The organism is Campylobacter coli (genome assembly GCF_009730395.1).
GTDB classification, from domain to species: Bacteria; Campylobacterota; Campylobacteria; order Campylobacterales; family Campylobacteraceae; genus Campylobacter_D; species Campylobacter_D coli.
This window is the reverse complement of the sequence record NZ_CP046317.1, coordinates 996,819-1,013,375: the sequence shown is the minus strand read 5'-3', so window position 1 is coordinate 1,013,375 and position 16,557 is coordinate 996,819. Positions and strand designations below refer to the sequence as shown.

Here is a 16,557-nt window from a genome sequence, read left to right as displayed (position 1 = left end):
GATTTGCTTATTTAAGTAAGTCTTCTTTTTTATTTTTTACCTAGATATTAGGTCTTCTTTTTTAAATTTACAAAATTTACCACGAGGTATATGCAATATGTTAGACAATAAATTAAGAAATCGTTTAAGAGTAGATTTCTCCAATATTTCAAAGCAAATAGAAATTCCAAATCTTCTTCAACTTCAAAAAGCAAGTTTTGATTATTTTTTAAATCTTGAAAATGGTGAAAGTGGAATAGAAAAAGTATTTAAATCAATCTTTCCTATCCATGATCCACAAAATAGGTTAAGTCTTGAGTATGTTAGTAGCGAAATTGGAAAACCAAAATACACAATTCGTGAGTGCATGGAAAGAGGTTTGACTTACTCTGTAAATTTAAAAATGAAAATCCGTCTTACCTTACATGAGAAAGATGAGAAAACAGGTGAAAAAGTTGGTATAAAAGATATCAAGGAGCAAGAAATTTATATAAGAGAAATTCCATTGATGACAGATAGGGTTTCTTTTATTATCAATGGGGTTGAAAGAGTTGTAGTTAATCAGCTTCATAGAAGTCCAGGCGTAATCTTCAAAGAAGAAGAAAGCTCGACTGTTGTTAATAAGCTTGTATACACTGCTCAAATTATTCCTGATCGCGGTTCTTGGCTTTATTTTGAATATGATGCTAAGGATGTATTGTATGTAAGGATTAATAAAAGAAGAAAAGTTCCAGTAACAATGCTTTTTAGAGCTTTAGGATATAAAAAACAAGATATTATTAAATTATTTTATCCTATTCAGACTATTCACGTTAAAAAAGATAAATTTTTAACAGAATTTAATCCAAGTGATTTTATGGATAGAATAGAATACGATATCAAGGATGAAAAGGGTAATATTATCCATCAAGCCGGTAAAAGATTAACCAAGAAAAAAGCCGAACAGCTTATTAAAGATGGCTTAAAATGGATAGAATATCCAGTAGAAATTTTGTTAAATCGTTATCTAGCCAATCCTATTATTGATAAAGAAAGTGGCGAAGTTTTATTTGACTCTCTAACCTTACTTGATGAAAGCAAACTTGCTAAAATTAAAGAGCAAAAAAGTTTTGAAATAGCTAATGACTTGGCAAATGGAGTGGATGCAGCTATTATTAATTCATTTGCACAAGATAATGAAACTTTAAAATTATTAAAACAAAGTGAAAATATCGATGATGAAAATGATTTAGCAGCTATTAGAATTTATAAAGTAATGCGCCCAGGTGAGCCTGTTGTAAAAGATGCGGCTAAAGCCTTTGTTAATGATTTATTTTTTAATCCTGAAAGATATGATCTTACTAAAGTAGGTCGTATGAAAATGAACCATAAACTAGGACTTGAAGTTCCAGAATATGTAACAGTTCTAACCAATGAAGACATTATCAAAACTGCAAAATATTTAATTAAAGTAAAAAATGGTAAAGGACATATTGATGATAGAGATCATTTAGGAAATCGTCGTATCCGTTCTATAGGTGAACTTTTAGCCAATGAACTTCATTTAGGTCTTGCAAAAATGCAAAAGGCGATCAGAGATAAATTTACTTCTTTAAATGCGGATCTTGATAAAGTAATGCCTTATGATTTAATCAATCCTAAAATGATTACTACAACTATCATTGAATTTTTTACAGGAGGTCAGCTTTCGCAATTTATGGATCAAACCAACCCTTTAAGCGAGGTTACTCATAAGCGTCGTTTATCAGCGCTTGGTGAAGGTGGACTTGTAAAAGAAAGAGCAGGTTTTGAAGTACGTGATGTTCACTCGACACATTATGGTAGAATTTGTCCAGTTGAAACACCTGAAGGTCAAAATATTGGTTTGATTAACACTCTTTCTACTTATGCAAAAGTAAATGAACTTGGCTTTGTTGAAGCACCATATAGAAAAGTTGCAAATGGTAAAGTGACTAATGAAGTTGTTTATCTTACAGCGACACAAGAAGAAGGCTTGTTTATCGCACCAGCTTCAACTAAGGTTGATGCTAAAGGCAATATAGTAGAAGAATTTGTTGAGGCTAGACAAGATGGTGAAACTATACTTGCAAGACGCGAAGAAGTGCAATTAATCGATCTTTGCTCAGGTATGGTTGTTGGAGTTGCAGCTTCTTTGATTCCGTTTTTAGAGCACGATGATGCAAACAGAGCGCTAATGGGTTCAAACATGCAACGTCAAGCTGTGCCACTTCTTACTGCTTCAGCTCCGATAGTAGGAACAGGTATGGAACAAATTATTGCGCGTGATGCTTGGGAAGCTGTTAAAGCAAAGCGTGGCGGTGTGGTTGAGAAAGTGGATAATAAAAGCATTTTTATTTTAGGTGAAGATGATAAAGGTCCATTTATTGACCATTACACTATGGAGAAAAATTTAAGAACCAATCAAAATACAAATTATATTCAACACCCTATTGTTAAAAAAGGTGATATAGTAAAAGCAGGACAAATTATCGCAGATGGTCCTTCTATGGATCAAGGCGAACTTGCTATAGGTAAAAATGCTTTAATCGCTTTTATGCCTTGGAATGGTTATAACTATGAGGATGCTATAGTAGTAAGTGAAAGAATTATACGCGAAGATACTTTTACTAGTGTTCATATTTACGAAAAAGAAATTGAAGCAAGAGAACTAAAAGACGGTATAGAAGAAATTACCAAAGATATTCCAAATGTAAAAGAAGAAGATGTTGCGCATCTTGATGAGAGCGGTATTGCAAAAATTGGTACCCATATTAAACCAGGTATGATTTTGGTGGGTAAGGTTTCTCCAAAAGGTGAGGTTAAACCAACTCCTGAAGAAAGACTTTTAAGAGCGATTTTTGGAGAAAAAGCAGGACATGTTGTGAATAAATCCCTTTATGCAACCGCTTCTTTAGAAGGTGTTGTTGTGGATGTTAAAATTTTCACTAAAAAAGGCTATGAAAAAGATGATCGCGCAATAAAATCTTATGATAAAGAAAAAATGGCTTTAGAAAAAGAGCATCATGATAGACTTTTGATGATGGATAGAGAAGAAATGCTTCGTGTTTGTGCTCTTCTTTCCAAAGCCCCTTTAAATAGCGATCAAAAAATTGGAGATAAAAATTATAAAAAAGGACAAACTGCAGATATTAGCGAACTTGAAAAAATCAATCGTTTTACTTTAACAACTTTGATTAAAGCTTATTCTAAAGAGATTCAAAAAGAATACGATGATTTAAAAAATCATTTCCAAAATGAGAAGAAAAAGCTTAAAGCTGAACATGATGAAAAACTTGAAATTTTAGAAAAAGATGATATCTTACCAAGTGGAGTAATTAAGCTTGTTAAGGTGTATATCGCAACAAAACGCAAGCTTAAAGTGGGTGATAAAATGGCAGGACGCCATGGAAACAAAGGTATAGTTTCTACTATAGTACCTGAAGTGGATATGCCTTATTTGCCAAATGGAAAAAGTGTGGATATTGCACTCAATCCACTTGGGGTTCCAAGCCGTATGAATATAGGGCAAATTTTAGAAAGCCACTTAGGTCTTGTAGGGCTTAGACTGGGTGATCAAATTCAAGAAATTTTTGACAGAAAACAAAAAGATTTCGTTAAAGAATTAAGAGCAAAAATGCTTGAAATATGTTCTATTCCAAGACTTGTAAATGAAAAAGAATTTATTAAAAATTTAAGCGATGAAGAGCTTTTAAATTACGCAAGAGATTGGAGCAAGGGTGTTAAATTTGCAACTCCTGTTTTCGAGGGAGTCAATATAGAAGAGTTTGCAAAACTTTTTGAAATAGCAAAGATTGACATGGATGGCAAAACAGAACTTTATGATGGGCGCACTGGAGAAAAAATCGCTGAGAGAGTTCATGTAGGATGTATGTATATGCTAAAACTTCACCATTTGGTCGATGAAAAAGTTCATGCTAGAAGTACTGGACCTTATAGTTTGGTTACCCAGCAGCCTGTGGGCGGTAAAGCACTCTTTGGTGGACAAAGATTTGGTGAAATGGAAGTTTGGGCGCTTGAAGCTTATGGAGCGGCTCATACCTTAAGAGAGATGCTTACTATAAAATCCGATGATGTTGAAGGTAGATTTAGTGCTTATAAAGCGCTTACCAAAGGAGAAAATGTCCCAGCAACAGGAATTCCGGAGACATTTTTTGTATTGACTAATGAGCTTAAGTCTCTAGCTTTAGATGTTGAGATTTTTGACAAGGATGAAGATAATGAGTAAATTTAAAGTAATAGAAATAAAAGAAGATGCAAGACCTAGGGATTTTGAAGCATTTCAACTTAGACTTGCAAGTCCTGAAAAAATTAAATCTTGGTCTTATGGTGAAGTAAAAAAGCCAGAGACTATTAATTATAGAACTTTAAAACCAGAAAGAGATGGGCTTTTTTGCGCTAAAATTTTTGGACCTATTAGAGATTATGAATGTCTTTGTGGTAAATACAAAAAAATGCGCTTTAAAGGCGTTAAGTGTGAAAAATGTGGAGTTGAAGTTGCAAATTCAAAAGTTCGTCGCTCTAGAATGGGGCATATTGAACTTGTAACCCCAGTAGCTCATATTTGGTATGTTAATTCTCTTCCAAGTCGTATAGGAACACTTCTAGGTGTTAAAATGAAGGATCTTGAACGCGTACTTTATTATGAGGCTTATATCGTGGAAAATGCAGGAGATGCGTATTATGATAATGAAAGCACCAAAAAAGTAGAATACTGCGATGTATTAAATGAAGAACAATATCAAAATTTGATGCAGCGTTATGAAAATAGTGGCTTTAAAGCAAGAATGGGGGGCGAAGTAGTCCGTGACTTGCTAGCAAATTTAGATCTTGTGGCGCTTTTAAATCAGCTTAAAGAAGAAATGGCTGCTACAAATTCAGAAGCTAAGAAAAAAACCATTATAAAGCGTTTAAAAGTTGTAGAAAACTTCTTAAATTCAAATTTAAATGCAAATACAAATAACGAAGATGCAGTACCAAATCGTCCTGAATGGATGATGATTACAAACTTACCTGTATTGCCACCTGATTTGCGTCCTTTGGTTGCTTTAGATGGGGGTAAATTTGCAGTTTCTGATGTAAATGATTTATACCGCCGTGTTATTAACAGAAATACACGTCTTAAAAAACTTATGGAGCTTGATGCGCCTGAAATTATTATCAGAAATGAAAAAAGAATGCTACAAGAAGCTGTAGATGCACTTTTTGATAATGGTCGTCGTGCTAATGCAGTTAAAGGAGCAAACAAACGCCCGTTAAAATCTTTGAGTGAAATTATCAAAGGTAAACAAGGTCGTTTTAGACAAAACTTGCTAGGTAAAAGGGTGGATTTTTCAGGTCGTAGCGTTATTGTTGTAGGACCAAAACTTAGAATGGATCAATGTGGCTTACCTAAAAAAATGGCTTTAGAACTTTTCAAGCCACATTTATTGGCTAAGCTTGAAGAAAAAGGTTATGCCACTACAGTAAAACAAGCTAAAAAAATGATAGAAAACAAAACTAATGAGGTTTGGGAATGTTTAGAAGAGGTGGTAAAAGGGCATCCTGTTATGTTAAACCGTGCTCCAACTCTACATAAACTTTCTATCCAAGCTTTCCATCCTGTTTTAGTTGAGGGGAAGGCAATACAACTCCATCCTTTAGTTTGTGCAGCATTTAACGCGGATTTTGATGGTGACCAAATGGCGGTGCATGTGCCACTTTCTCAAGAAGCGATCGCAGAATGTAAGGTTTTAATGCTTTCTTCTATGAATATTCTTTTGCCTGCAAGTGGAAAGTCTGTAACTGTACCTTCTCAAGATATGGTTTTAGGAATTTATTATCTTTCTTTGGAAAAAATGGGTGCAAAAGGTTCACATAAGATATGCACAGGCATTGATGAAGTAATGATGGCCCTTGAAAGTAAATGCCTTGATATTCATGCTAGCATTCAAACTATGGTTGATGGTAGAAAGATTACTACAACAGCAGGAAGACTTATTATTAAATCTATTTTACCTGATTTTGTTACTGAGAATATGTGGAATAAGGTTTTAAAAAAGAAAGATATTGCTGCACTTGTGGATCATGTATATAAACAAGGTGGTTTACAAACTACTGCAAGCTTTTTAGATAAACTTAAAAATTTAGGTTTTGAATATGCGACTAAGGCAGGTATTTCTATATCTATCGCTGATATTATCGTTCCTAATGATAAACAAAAGGCTATTGACGAGGCTAAAAAGCAAGTAAGAGAAATTCAAAATTCTTATAATCTTGGTTTGATCACTTCAGGTGAAAGATATAACAAAATTATTGATATTTGGAAAACCACTAACAATACTCTTTCAAGAGATATGATGAAGCTTGTTGAAAAAGATAAGGAAGGCTTTAATTCTATCTATATGATGGCAGATTCAGGTGCTAGAGGTAGTGCAGCTCAAATTTCTCAGCTTGCTGCTATGAGAGGACTTATGACTAAGCCTGATGGATCGATTATCGAAACGCCTATTATTTCAAATTTCCGTGAAGGTTTGAATGTTCTTGAGTATTTTATTTCAACTCACGGAGCTAGAAAAGGTTTAGCAGATACTGCTCTTAAAACAGCAAATGCAGGTTATTTGACAAGAAAACTTATTGATGTGGCGCAAAATGTAAAAATTACCGTTGAAGATTGTGGCACACACGAAGGTGTTGAAATCAATGAGATCACTGCAGATAGTTCCATTATAGAAACTTTAGAAGAGAGAATTTTAGGCAGGGTTATAGCTGAAGATGTAATCGATCCTATTACAAATTCTGTACTTTTTACAGAAGGTACCTTAATAGATGAAGAAAAAGCTAGAATATTAGGAGAAAGCGGTGTAAAAAGTGTAAATATTCGCACTCCAATCACTTGTAAAGCTAAAAAAGGAATTTGTGCAAAATGTTATGGAATCAATCTTGGCGAAGGCAAGCTTGTTAAGCCAGGTGAGGCAGTGGGTATTATCTCTGCTCAATCTATCGGTGAGCCAGGAACTCAGCTTACGCTTAGAACCTTCCACAGCGGGGGAACTGCAAGTACAGATTTACAAGATAGACAGGTAAGCGCCCAAAAAGAAGGTTTTATAAGATTTTATAATCTTAAAACTTATAAAAATAAAGAGGGAAAAGACATAGTGGCTAATCGTAGAAATGCGGCTATTTTACTTGTAGAGCCAAAAATTAAAGCACCATTTAAGGGTATTATCAATATAGAAAATATCCACGAAGATGTAATTGTTTCTATAAAAGATAAAAAACAAGAGGCAAAATATATTCTTAGAAAATACGATCTTGCTAAACCAAATGAATTAGCGGGCGTTAGCGGAAGCATTGATGGAAAGCTTTATTTACCGTATCAAAGCGGTGCTGAAGTTGAAGAAAATGAAAGTATTGTTGAGATGATTAAAGAGGGTTGGAATGTGCCAAACCGTATTCCATTTGCAAGTGAAATTCTTGTAAAAGATGGGGATCCTGTTGTGCAAAATATCAAAGCAGGGGAAAAAGGAATTTTAAAATTCTATATTCTTAAGGGCGATGGACTTGATAGGGTTAGAAATATTAAAAAAGGCGATATAGTAAAAGAAAAAGGATTTTTTGTTGTAGTTGCTGATGAAAATGATAGAGAGGCAAAAAGACATTACATCCCAAGAGAATCAAGAATAGAATTTAATGATAGCGAAGAGGTTAATTTTGATTCTATAATCGCTAGTGCGCCAAAACAAGAAAAGTCAGTTATTGCAGAATGGGATGCTTATAATAATACTATCATTGCAGAGATTGATGGTGTGGTAAGTTTTGAAGATATAGAAGCAGGTTATAGTGCAGATGAGCAAATCGATGAGGCAACAGGCAAGCGCTCGCTAGTGATCAATGAGTATTTACCAAGCGGAGTAAGACCGACTTTGATAATTGCAGGTAAAGGTGATAAAGCAGTGCGTTATCAGTTGGAGCCAAAAACGGTTATTTTTGTTCATGATGGTGATAAAATTTCTCAAGCAGATATTTTGGCAAAAACTCCAAAAGCAGCAGCGAAATCAAAAGACATTACCGGAGGTCTTCCAAGGGTTTCAGAGCTTTTTGAAGCAAGAAAACCAAAAAATGCAGCAGTAATTGCAGAGATTGACGGTGTGGTTCGTTTTGATAAGCCTTTACGCTCAAAAGAAAGATTGATTATCCAAGCAGAAGATGGCACAAGCGCAGAATATTTGATCGATAAATCAAAACATATTCAAGTAAGAGAAGGTGAATTTATTCACGCAGGTGAAAAGCTAACTGATGGAGTAGTTTCAAGTCACGATGTGCTTAAAATTTTAGGCGAAAAAGCCTTGCATTATTACTTGATTTCTGAAATTCAACAAGTATACCGAGGTCAAGGGGTTGTTATTTCTGATAAGCATATTGAGGTTATAGTTTCTCAAATGTTAAGACAGGTTAAAATTATTAATAGTGGACATACTAAATTTATCGAAGGGGATTTGGTTTCAAGACGCAAATTCCGCGAAGAAAATGAGCGAATTCTTAGATTGGGCGGAGAACCAGCTATTGCCGAACCTGTACTTTTAGGTGTTACAAGAGCAGCGATAGGCAGTGATAGTGTGATTTCTGCAGCTTCATTCCAAGAAACAACAAAAGTACTTACCGAAGCAAGTATCGCGGGTAAATTTGACTACTTAGAAGACTTAAAAGAAAATGTTATTTTAGGTAGAATGATTCCTGTTGGAACAGGGCTTTATGGTGAGCAAAATTTAAAACTTAAAGAACAAGAATAACTTATAGCCCTTTTTTGGGCTATTTTAGTATAATTCTTCTAAATCGTTGAAATGAATTTTTAAGGCTTTTTCTATTTTATTTTTTTCTTCTAAAAGTATTTTTTTATTTTTTTCTCTGAAGGTTTCATTAGAGTAGAAAATAAGATAAGATATACTAATAGCGGCAATTATTTTGTTTTTATGTTCTATACCTATAGCCATACATTCAATTTGCGGATTGATTTCTCCGCTTTCAATAGCAATTTTTTCTTTTTTAATTTGTTCGATTTGTTGATAGAGTTCATCTATATTTTTTAGTGTATTTTCTGTGATTTTTTCAAAATTGTTTGGATAAATTTTTTTTAATTCTTCTTTATTTTTATTGGACAATAAAGCCTTGCCTAAAGAAGTTGCATAAGCAGGATAAGAGGTGCCTATGAAAGATTTTAATTGTACTGGATTATTTGCATCAATTTTTTCTAAATAGAGCACATTTTCTTCTTTTAAAATTCCCATTTGACAAGTTTGATTTGTTAAATTTCTTATATTTTTCATATGTTTTTTAATCATTTCAAAAATACTATTTTCACTTTTTATATTGTATCCTAATTCTAAAATTTTAAAATCTAAATAATAGCTTTTATTCTTTAAATCGCATCTGATGTATTGTTTTTCTTGTAGAGTTTGCAAAATAGGCCAAAGAGTTCCAGCTGGAATATTTAGTTTTTTGGCTATAGTACTTAAGGTAAGTTTTTCTTTTGCCAGCAGTTCTAAAATATTTAAAACTCTAAGAGTAGGCTGATGCATAATGCTTTTATCCTTGTTTTGTTTTTATAAATTCTAGCATAATTTTTACTTTTAGTAACACAAAATAAAAAAATTATTTATTGATAAATTTCGATAATTTTTTGTAAGAATCGGTAGTTATTAAGGATGGAATGTGAATTTTACACCATATTCTTAATTTGATTTTTTACAAATATTTTGTTATATTTTTTGTATATAAATATATTTTTGTATATACGAAAGGAAAATAAAAATGGGAATTTTAAAAGGAACTTTACCGGCTTTGCTTACTCCATATAAAGATGATGGAAGTATTAATGAAAAAGAATTTATTCACTATTGTGAATTTGGTATTTCTAAAGGTTTAAATGGATTATTTTGTAATGGAAGCGCGGGAGATTCTCAAGCTTTAAGCATTGAAGAACAAGTTAAATTAATGAGACTCACAAAAGAAGTTGCAAAAAATAATGTGCCCATTATTACAGGTATTGCTTCAACAATTTATCAAAATACTTTTACTTTGGCACAAAAAGCTTATGAAATAGGTCTTGATGCTTTGTTGCTTGCTATGCCTTATTATTATAAATTAAGTGAAGATGCGCTTTTTGAATATGTAAAAGATCTATCTTCTAAAGTGAAACTTCCCTTGTATGTTTATAATATACCTCTTTTTGCACCAGCACTAAGCTTAAAATTTATAGAAAGAGTTTCAAAGCTTGATAATGTTGTTGGTATAAAAGATAGTAGTGGAGATGCTTTGCTTTTAAATCATATTTTAGATGTGCTACCTAGCAATTTTGATGTTTTTGTAGGAAGAGAAGAATTTTATGTAGGTGCATTATTAGCAGGTGCAAAAGGTTCTATGACTAGCATAGGTGGAGTTTTTCCAGAACTTATGAGCGAAATTTACAAATCAATCAATGAAAAAAATATAGGCAGAGCTTTGCTAATACAAAAAAGTTTATTAAAGGCCATAAGATTTGGTATGAGCATAGCTTTTCCTATGGGTTTTGCTTTGCTTTTAAAGGCCAGAGGATTTGAATTTGTAAATGCTAGTATTCATCCTTTATCACCTGCTACAAAAGAAGAATTAAACACTCGCTTTGATGAAGCAAAAGAGCTTATTAAAACTATAGAAAAAGAAACAGGTATAAAACTATGAAAGGATATATTATAGTCAATGAAAAAGACAATGTTGCCACAGCTTTGCGTGACTTTAAAAAAGGCGAAAAAGTGGCAAATATTGAGCTTTTAAATGATATTGCAAGCGGACATAAATTTGCACTAAAGGATATAAAAAAAGATGAAATTATTATCAAATACGCAGAAGCTATAGCTAGTGCAAGTTGCGATATTAGTACAGGGGAATGGGTGCATATCCATAATACTGCGGGAATTAGAGGTCGTGGAGATAAGGAATAAATATGAAAAAGATAATGGGCTATAGAAGAGAAGATGGAAAATTTGGCTTAAGAAATAAAGTCATTATCATACCAAGTGTACATTGTGCTAATAAAGTGTGTGAAAATATAGCTAGAAAATGTAATGGAGCGGTTTATATCAACCATCAGCATGGTTGCTCCCAGCTTGAATTTGATGCTTTGCAAACCAGAGATGTTTTGATAGGTCATGGGAGCAATGCCAATGTTTTTGGTGTTTTAATTGTAGGGCTTGGTTGTGAGGTAATACAAGCTAAAGTAGTAGCAGAAAAAATCAAAGAAGCAACGCCTTATAAAAAGGTTGAATATTTAGTGATACAAGAATGCGGTGGTAGTAAAAATACTATTGAAAAAGGTATTAAAATAGTCAATGAAATGCTTGAAAGTGCCGCAAAGTTACAAAAAAGTGAAGGAGATTTTAGTGATTTGATTTTAGGCACAGAATGCGGTGGAAGTGATAGCTATAGCGGACTTAGTGCTAATCCTGCTTTAGGAAGTTTGAGTGATTTTGTCATTGATGAGGGTGGTGCGGTAATTTTAGCAGAAACTACAGAGCTTATAGGTTGTGAAGCTATACTTGCTAAGAGAGCAAAAAACGATGAAATAGCTAAAAAGGTATATGATAAGATTTTAGGTTATGAGAATTTAGTCAAGTCTTTTCGTGCTGATATTCGAGGAGCAAACCCTAGTCCGGGAAACATTGCAGGTGGGCTTAGTACTATAGAGGAAAAATCCTTAGGTTGTGTTTATAAAGCAGGAACCAGAACCTTAATGGATGTGATTGATTATGCCAAACCTATAGTTTCTAAAGGACTTACTTTTATGAATACGCCAGGTAATGATATAGAACAACTTAGTGCTATGGTTGCAGGTGGAGCAAATATTTGTGTTTTTACTACAGGTCGTGGCACTCCAACGGGTTCTGCTATTGTGCCTACAATTAAAATGAGTTCTAATACTTTTTGTTATGAAAATATGAATGATGCTATTGATATTAACGCAGGAAGCATTATAGATGGGGTAAAAACAAAAGAAGAAGTGCGTGATGAGCTTATAGAATTAATCGTGCGAATTTCAGATGGAGAATTGGTAAAAGCTGAAATAAACGAGCAAAATGATTTTTCAGTTTGGAGACTTGCTACAACTTGTTAGGGACTAAAAATGGGGCATTTAAAATTAACAAAATTAGAGCTGGTTTGTAAGAAAATATCTTGGCGTATTCTACCTTTAATTGTTTTGATGTTTTGTCTTTCTATGCTTGATAGGACAAATATTAGTTTTGTGAAATCTCACATCGAAATGGATGCGGGTATTAGCGAAACTGCGTATGCTTTGGGTGCTGGGATATTTTTTGTTGGTTATGCTTTGTTTGAAGTGCCTTCAAATTTACTTTTGCATAAATTAGGAGCTAAGATTTGGTTAAGTCGCATAATGATCACTTGGGGACTTGTAACTATGGCTATGATTTTTATACAAGGAGAAACAAGTTTTTATATATTAAGGTTTTTTCTAGGGTTGACTGAAGCAGGTTTTAGTCCAGGGATTATTTTGTATCTTAGTTATTTTTTTCCAGCTATATATCGATCAAAAGCTTATGGAATTTATCAAATGGGTGTGCCTATAGCTTTTGTTTTTGGTTCTTTAATCAGTGGTTTTATACTTGATTATGCATCAAATATGTATTTTAAAAATTGGCAGTGGATGTTTTTAATCGAGGGCGGAATTACTGTTTTGGTGGGTGTTTTTTGTTTGTTTTATCTTGACTCTCACCCAAAAGATGCTAAATGGTTGGATGTAAAAGAAAAAACTGTTTTATTAAAAAATATAGAAATTTGTAATTCCAAGGCAAAAGATTATTCTATCAAAGATATTTTTAAAAATATTTTAGTATGGAAATTTGTATTTGTTTATTTTTGCATACAATTAAGCGTTTATGGCGTTCTTTTTTATTTACCAAGTAAAATAGCTCAAATATTGCAAATAAATGTGGGTTTTGAAGTAGGGCTTTTAAATGCTATTCCTTGGATTTTTGTTTTTATCGCCTTGCCAATATTTACCTCATTGGCGGATAAAAAACGCTCTTGGAATTTATATGCGATTTTATTTTTATTATTAGCAAGTTTAAGCATGATAGCTTCGACTTTTGTTGCGAATTTAGCACCATTTTTATTTTTTATTAGCTTGGCTGTTATAGGTTTTATCGTAATTCAGCCTATATTTTGGAATTTACCAACTCAAGTTTTAAAGGGAAAAGGTGGTGCAGCTGCTATCGCACTTATAGGGTCTTTAGGAAATTTAGGTGGTTTTGTCGCACCGACTTTAAAAACATACATAGAAAATCATTTTGGGGTTGAGTTTGGACTTATAACACTAGCATTAATAGCAGTTTTAGGCGTATTGATATTAGTGCATTTAAAAATGACTTTAAATTAGATAAAGGAGAATAAATGGATTTAAAAATTAAAAATAAGGTTTGTATTATTACAGGTGGTGCTAAAGGCATTGGTTATGGTATTGCTAAATTATGGGCTATGGAGGGTGGAATTCCTGTAGTTTTTTCAAGATCTATGCCTAAAGAGCACGACGAAGAATTAAAAAATTTATGCAAAAGCTATGAATTTTATGAAATTGATCTAAAAAATTATGAACAAATTGAAGAACTTATAAAAAAAGTTGTTACAAAACATGGTGGAATTTATGCCCTTGTAAATAATGCAGGTGCAAATGATAATTTGCATATTGAAAACACAAGCACTAAAGATTTGATTAAATCTTACGAAAACAATCTTTTTCATTATTATGCTATGGCAAAAGAGTGTTTGCCTTATATTAAAAAAGAGCAAGGCAGTATTTTAAATATAGTGAGTAAAACAGGTATCACAGGACAAGGAAGAACTTCAGCTTATGCTTCGGCAAAAGCTGCTCAAATAGGTTTTACTAGGGAATGGGCTTGTGCTTTTGCTAAAGATAGTGTTAGAGTAAATGCCATAGCACCAGCTGAAGTTATGACTCCTCTTTATGAAAAATGGTTGCAAAATTTCCCTAACCCTAAAGAGCAATATGAGAAAATCGCAAAAACTATACCTTTAGGACATCGTTTTACCACTATAGAAGAGATTGCAAATACTGCAGTTTTTACACTTAGTCCTTTGGCTTCACATACTACAGGACAAATTTTAATGCCAGATGGAGGTTATGTTCATTTGGATAGAGCATTGAATTGGGATGAAATTTAAGGAGTAAAAAATGACTGATTCTAAGAATATAAAAATAGCTATTGTTTTGGTGACTTCTCTTTTCTTTTTATGGGGAGTAAGTTATGGGCTTATCGATGTAATGAATAAAAATTTTCAAAATCATCTTCACATTAGCCAGCATGAAAGTGGATTTTTACAATTTGCTTATTTTGGAGCTTATTTTATCATAGCCTTGCCAGCGGGTTATATAGCCAATAAGTATTCTTATAAAATGGGGATTATTTTCGGTTTAGCACTTTATGCTGTAGGGGCTTTGCTTATTATACCTGCTACAAATTTAGCTTCTTTTCATTTGTTTTTATTTGCGTTTTTTGTTTTAGCTTGTGGCATTGGTTCTTTAGAAACTAGTGCAAATCCTTACATGGTAAAACTTGGAGATGAAAAAAATGCAAGTTTTAGAATCAATGCCGCACAAAGTTTTAATGGTTTGGGACAATTTGTAGGACCTATTATAGGTGGAGCTTTATTTTTATCTATTACCAAGCAAGAAGAGGGTGCGAGTGCGGAGCAAATCGAAGCTGCATTGCTAGCCAATATGGGTAATGTTCAGCTTGTTTATGTAGGAATTGCTGCTATTGTTATTTTGATTTTAATTGCTTTTGTTCTAAATAAGCTTCCAGAAGGAAGTGCGGTAAGTGATGATTATAAACAAAAAGATGATTCTAAGCCTATACATGTTTTTAAACACAGACATTTTAATTTAGGACTTTTAGCGCAATTTTCATATATAGCAAATCAAGTTGCAGCAGGGGCGTTTTTTATTAATTATGTAGTAGATCATAATGAAGGATTAAAAGATGCGCAAGCTGCTTATTATTTTTCTATAGCTTTGGTTGCATTTATGCTAGGACGTATTGTTTCTACTCCTTTGATGAAAGTGATTAAAGGTGAGAAAATTTTAGGACTTTATTCTTTAATTAATGTACTCATATGCTTTGGCTTGTATTTTACGAGTGGTTTTTTAAGTACTATTCTTTTAATTGCTTTATTTTTCTTTATGTCTATCTCTTTTCCTACTATTTTTGCAGTTGCAACAAAGAATTTGCCTTTAAATCAAGTAAAACTAGGCGGTTCTTTGCTTGTAATGAGTATAGTAGGTGGAGCGATTATGCCTTTAATTATAGGTTTTATTAATGATCATTATGGCACAGGTATGGGGTATTTAGCAATGGCACCTTTATTTTTATATGTGGCTTGGTATGGTTTTGTTGGCTCAAAGATAAAGGCTTAAAATGCAAAAGATTTTTGATGCACATTTGCATCTTTGGGATTTGGATAAAATGCCTATTTCATGGTTAAAAGGCAATGAAAAATTAGAGCAAAATTATGATTTTTTTAGAGCAAAAGAAGAATATGAAGGATTTGAATTTTTAGGTGCTATGTATGTTGAAACCAATAGCGATGATTTAGAAAAGGAAGCTTTATTTGCTTTAGAGCAAAAAAAGCTTCATAATCTTTTGCTTTGTTTAGCGGATTTAAAATATAAAGAAGAACTTAGCTCTTTTAGGGAAGTAATGCACACGAGTAAAAAAGAAGCTAAAAGACTATTTGAAGCAGATTTTGAAGAAAAAATAGAAATTTTAAAAACTTTCAATATACCTTTTGAAGCTTGTATGAAAAATGAAGAACTCAGTTTTTTAGAAAAATTTTTAAATAAAAATCCAAATTTAAAAGTGGTTTTAAATCATCTAGGAAGTCCAAAAATAGATCGTTTAAATGAGTATAAAAAAGATTTAAATCTTTTGAAAAAATTTCCAAATTTATATATTAAGCTTTCGGTTCCAGATGATTTTTCAGAACAAACCTCAAAGGAATTTATTTATGAGCTTTTTGCTTTTTTTAAAGAAAATTTTAGTGAAGATAAATTCATATTTGGTAGCAATTATCCTGTGGCAAAAATAGCTCCAGCTAAGTGGGCTAAACTCATCATAGAAAGTAAAATTTTCAAAAACTTAAATAAGATATTTTATCAAAATGCTTTATCAATTTACAAGGAGGATAGATGCAAAGATATGGCCAAATCATAAAGATAAAAAAGGAAAAAATAGAGGAATATAAAAATCTTCACGCAAAGCCTTATGAAGGGGTTTGCGAGATGATTAAGAAGTGCAATATGCAAAATTATTCCATTTATTTGTTCGGAGAATATTTATTTGCATATTTTGAATATGTAGGTGCTGATTTTGAAGCAGACATGGCTAAAATGGCAAGAGATGAAAGCACACAAAAATGGTGGAAAGTAACAGATCCTTGTCAAATATCTTTAGGCTATGCAGGACAAAAATGGCTAAATATGGAAGAAGTATTTCACTTAGACTAAAAAAGGAG

11 protein-coding genes are annotated in these 16,557 nt (G+C 32.7%); 10 read left to right on the top strand and 1 reads right to left on the bottom strand.

The annotated features are described in order from the left end of the window. The first annotated feature begins 97 nt into the window (after positions 1 to 97). Positions 98 to 4,225 carry a DNA-directed RNA polymerase subunit beta gene (gene rpoB, locus FOC43_RS05040; protein WP_002782940.1) on the top strand — a complete coding sequence of 1,376 codons (4,128 nt, stop codon included), beginning with the start codon at positions 98 to 100 and terminating at the stop codon, positions 4,223 to 4,225. After that, the gene (rpoC, locus tag FOC43_RS05035; RefSeq protein WP_002780797.1) at positions 4,218 to 8,768 is read left to right on the top strand and encodes a DNA-directed RNA polymerase subunit beta'; all 4,551 of its coding nucleotides are present in this window, start codon (positions 4,218 to 4,220) and stop codon (positions 8,766 to 8,768) included. Before rpoB ends, rpoC begins: the two co-directional genes overlap by 8 nt. Before the next feature lie 24 nt (positions 8,769 to 8,792). Here rpoC and FOC43_RS05030 read toward each other — a convergent pair whose 3' ends face one another. Continuing rightward, positions 8,793 to 9,554 (bottom strand): IclR family transcriptional regulator, encoded by a 762-nt coding sequence (locus FOC43_RS05030; protein ID WP_002779460.1) that lies wholly within the window; start codon positions 9,552 to 9,554, stop codon positions 8,793 to 8,795. Positions 9,555 to 9,786: 232 nt separating this feature from the next. Between FOC43_RS05030 and FOC43_RS05025 the strand changes: the two genes are divergently transcribed. The 8 genes from FOC43_RS05025 to FOC43_RS04990 are packed head-to-tail and all read left to right on the top strand — an operon-like array spanning position 9,787 to position 16,549. Further along, on the top strand, positions 9,787 to 10,695 hold the full coding sequence (locus tag FOC43_RS05025; RefSeq protein WP_002779461.1) for a dihydrodipicolinate synthase family protein: 909 nt from the start codon (positions 9,787 to 9,789) through the stop codon (positions 10,693 to 10,695). After that, the gene (locus FOC43_RS05020) at positions 10,692 to 10,955 is read left to right on the top strand and encodes a UxaA family hydrolase (protein ID WP_002779462.1); all 264 of its coding nucleotides are present in this window, start codon (positions 10,692 to 10,694) and stop codon (positions 10,953 to 10,955) included. Before FOC43_RS05025 ends, FOC43_RS05020 begins: the two co-directional genes overlap by 4 nt. Before the next feature lie 2 nt (positions 10,956 to 10,957). Then, entirely contained in the window at positions 10,958 to 12,124 is a 1,167-nt protein-coding gene (locus FOC43_RS05015; protein WP_002779463.1) for a UxaA family hydrolase, read from the top strand. A 9-nt stretch (positions 12,125 to 12,133) separates the two neighbouring features. Next, complete coding sequence (locus FOC43_RS05010) at positions 12,134 to 13,405, top strand: MFS transporter (protein WP_002779464.1); 1,272 nt, start codon at positions 12,134 to 12,136, stop codon at positions 13,403 to 13,405. 14 nt (positions 13,406 to 13,419) lie between these two features. After that, positions 13,420 to 14,208, top strand: coding sequence for an SDR family oxidoreductase (locus FOC43_RS05005; protein ID WP_002779465.1), 789 nt, complete (start codon positions 13,420 to 13,422; stop codon positions 14,206 to 14,208). Positions 14,209 to 14,218: 10 nt separating this feature from the next. Then, the gene (gene fucP / locus FOC43_RS05000) at positions 14,219 to 15,460 is read left to right on the top strand and encodes an L-fucose:H+ symporter permease (RefSeq protein ID WP_002779466.1); all 1,242 of its coding nucleotides are present in this window, start codon (positions 14,219 to 14,221) and stop codon (positions 15,458 to 15,460) included. A 1-nt stretch (position 15,461) separates the two neighbouring features. Then, positions 15,462 to 16,256 (top strand): amidohydrolase family protein, encoded by a 795-nt coding sequence (locus tag FOC43_RS04995; RefSeq protein WP_002779467.1) that lies wholly within the window; start codon positions 15,462 to 15,464, stop codon positions 16,254 to 16,256. Next, positions 16,232 to 16,549 (top strand): L-rhamnose mutarotase, encoded by a 318-nt coding sequence (locus FOC43_RS04990; RefSeq protein ID WP_002779468.1) that lies wholly within the window; start codon positions 16,232 to 16,234, stop codon positions 16,547 to 16,549. The genes FOC43_RS04995 and FOC43_RS04990 overlap by 25 nt, the downstream gene beginning before the upstream one ends. Positions 16,550 to 16,557 lie beyond the last annotated feature (8 nt).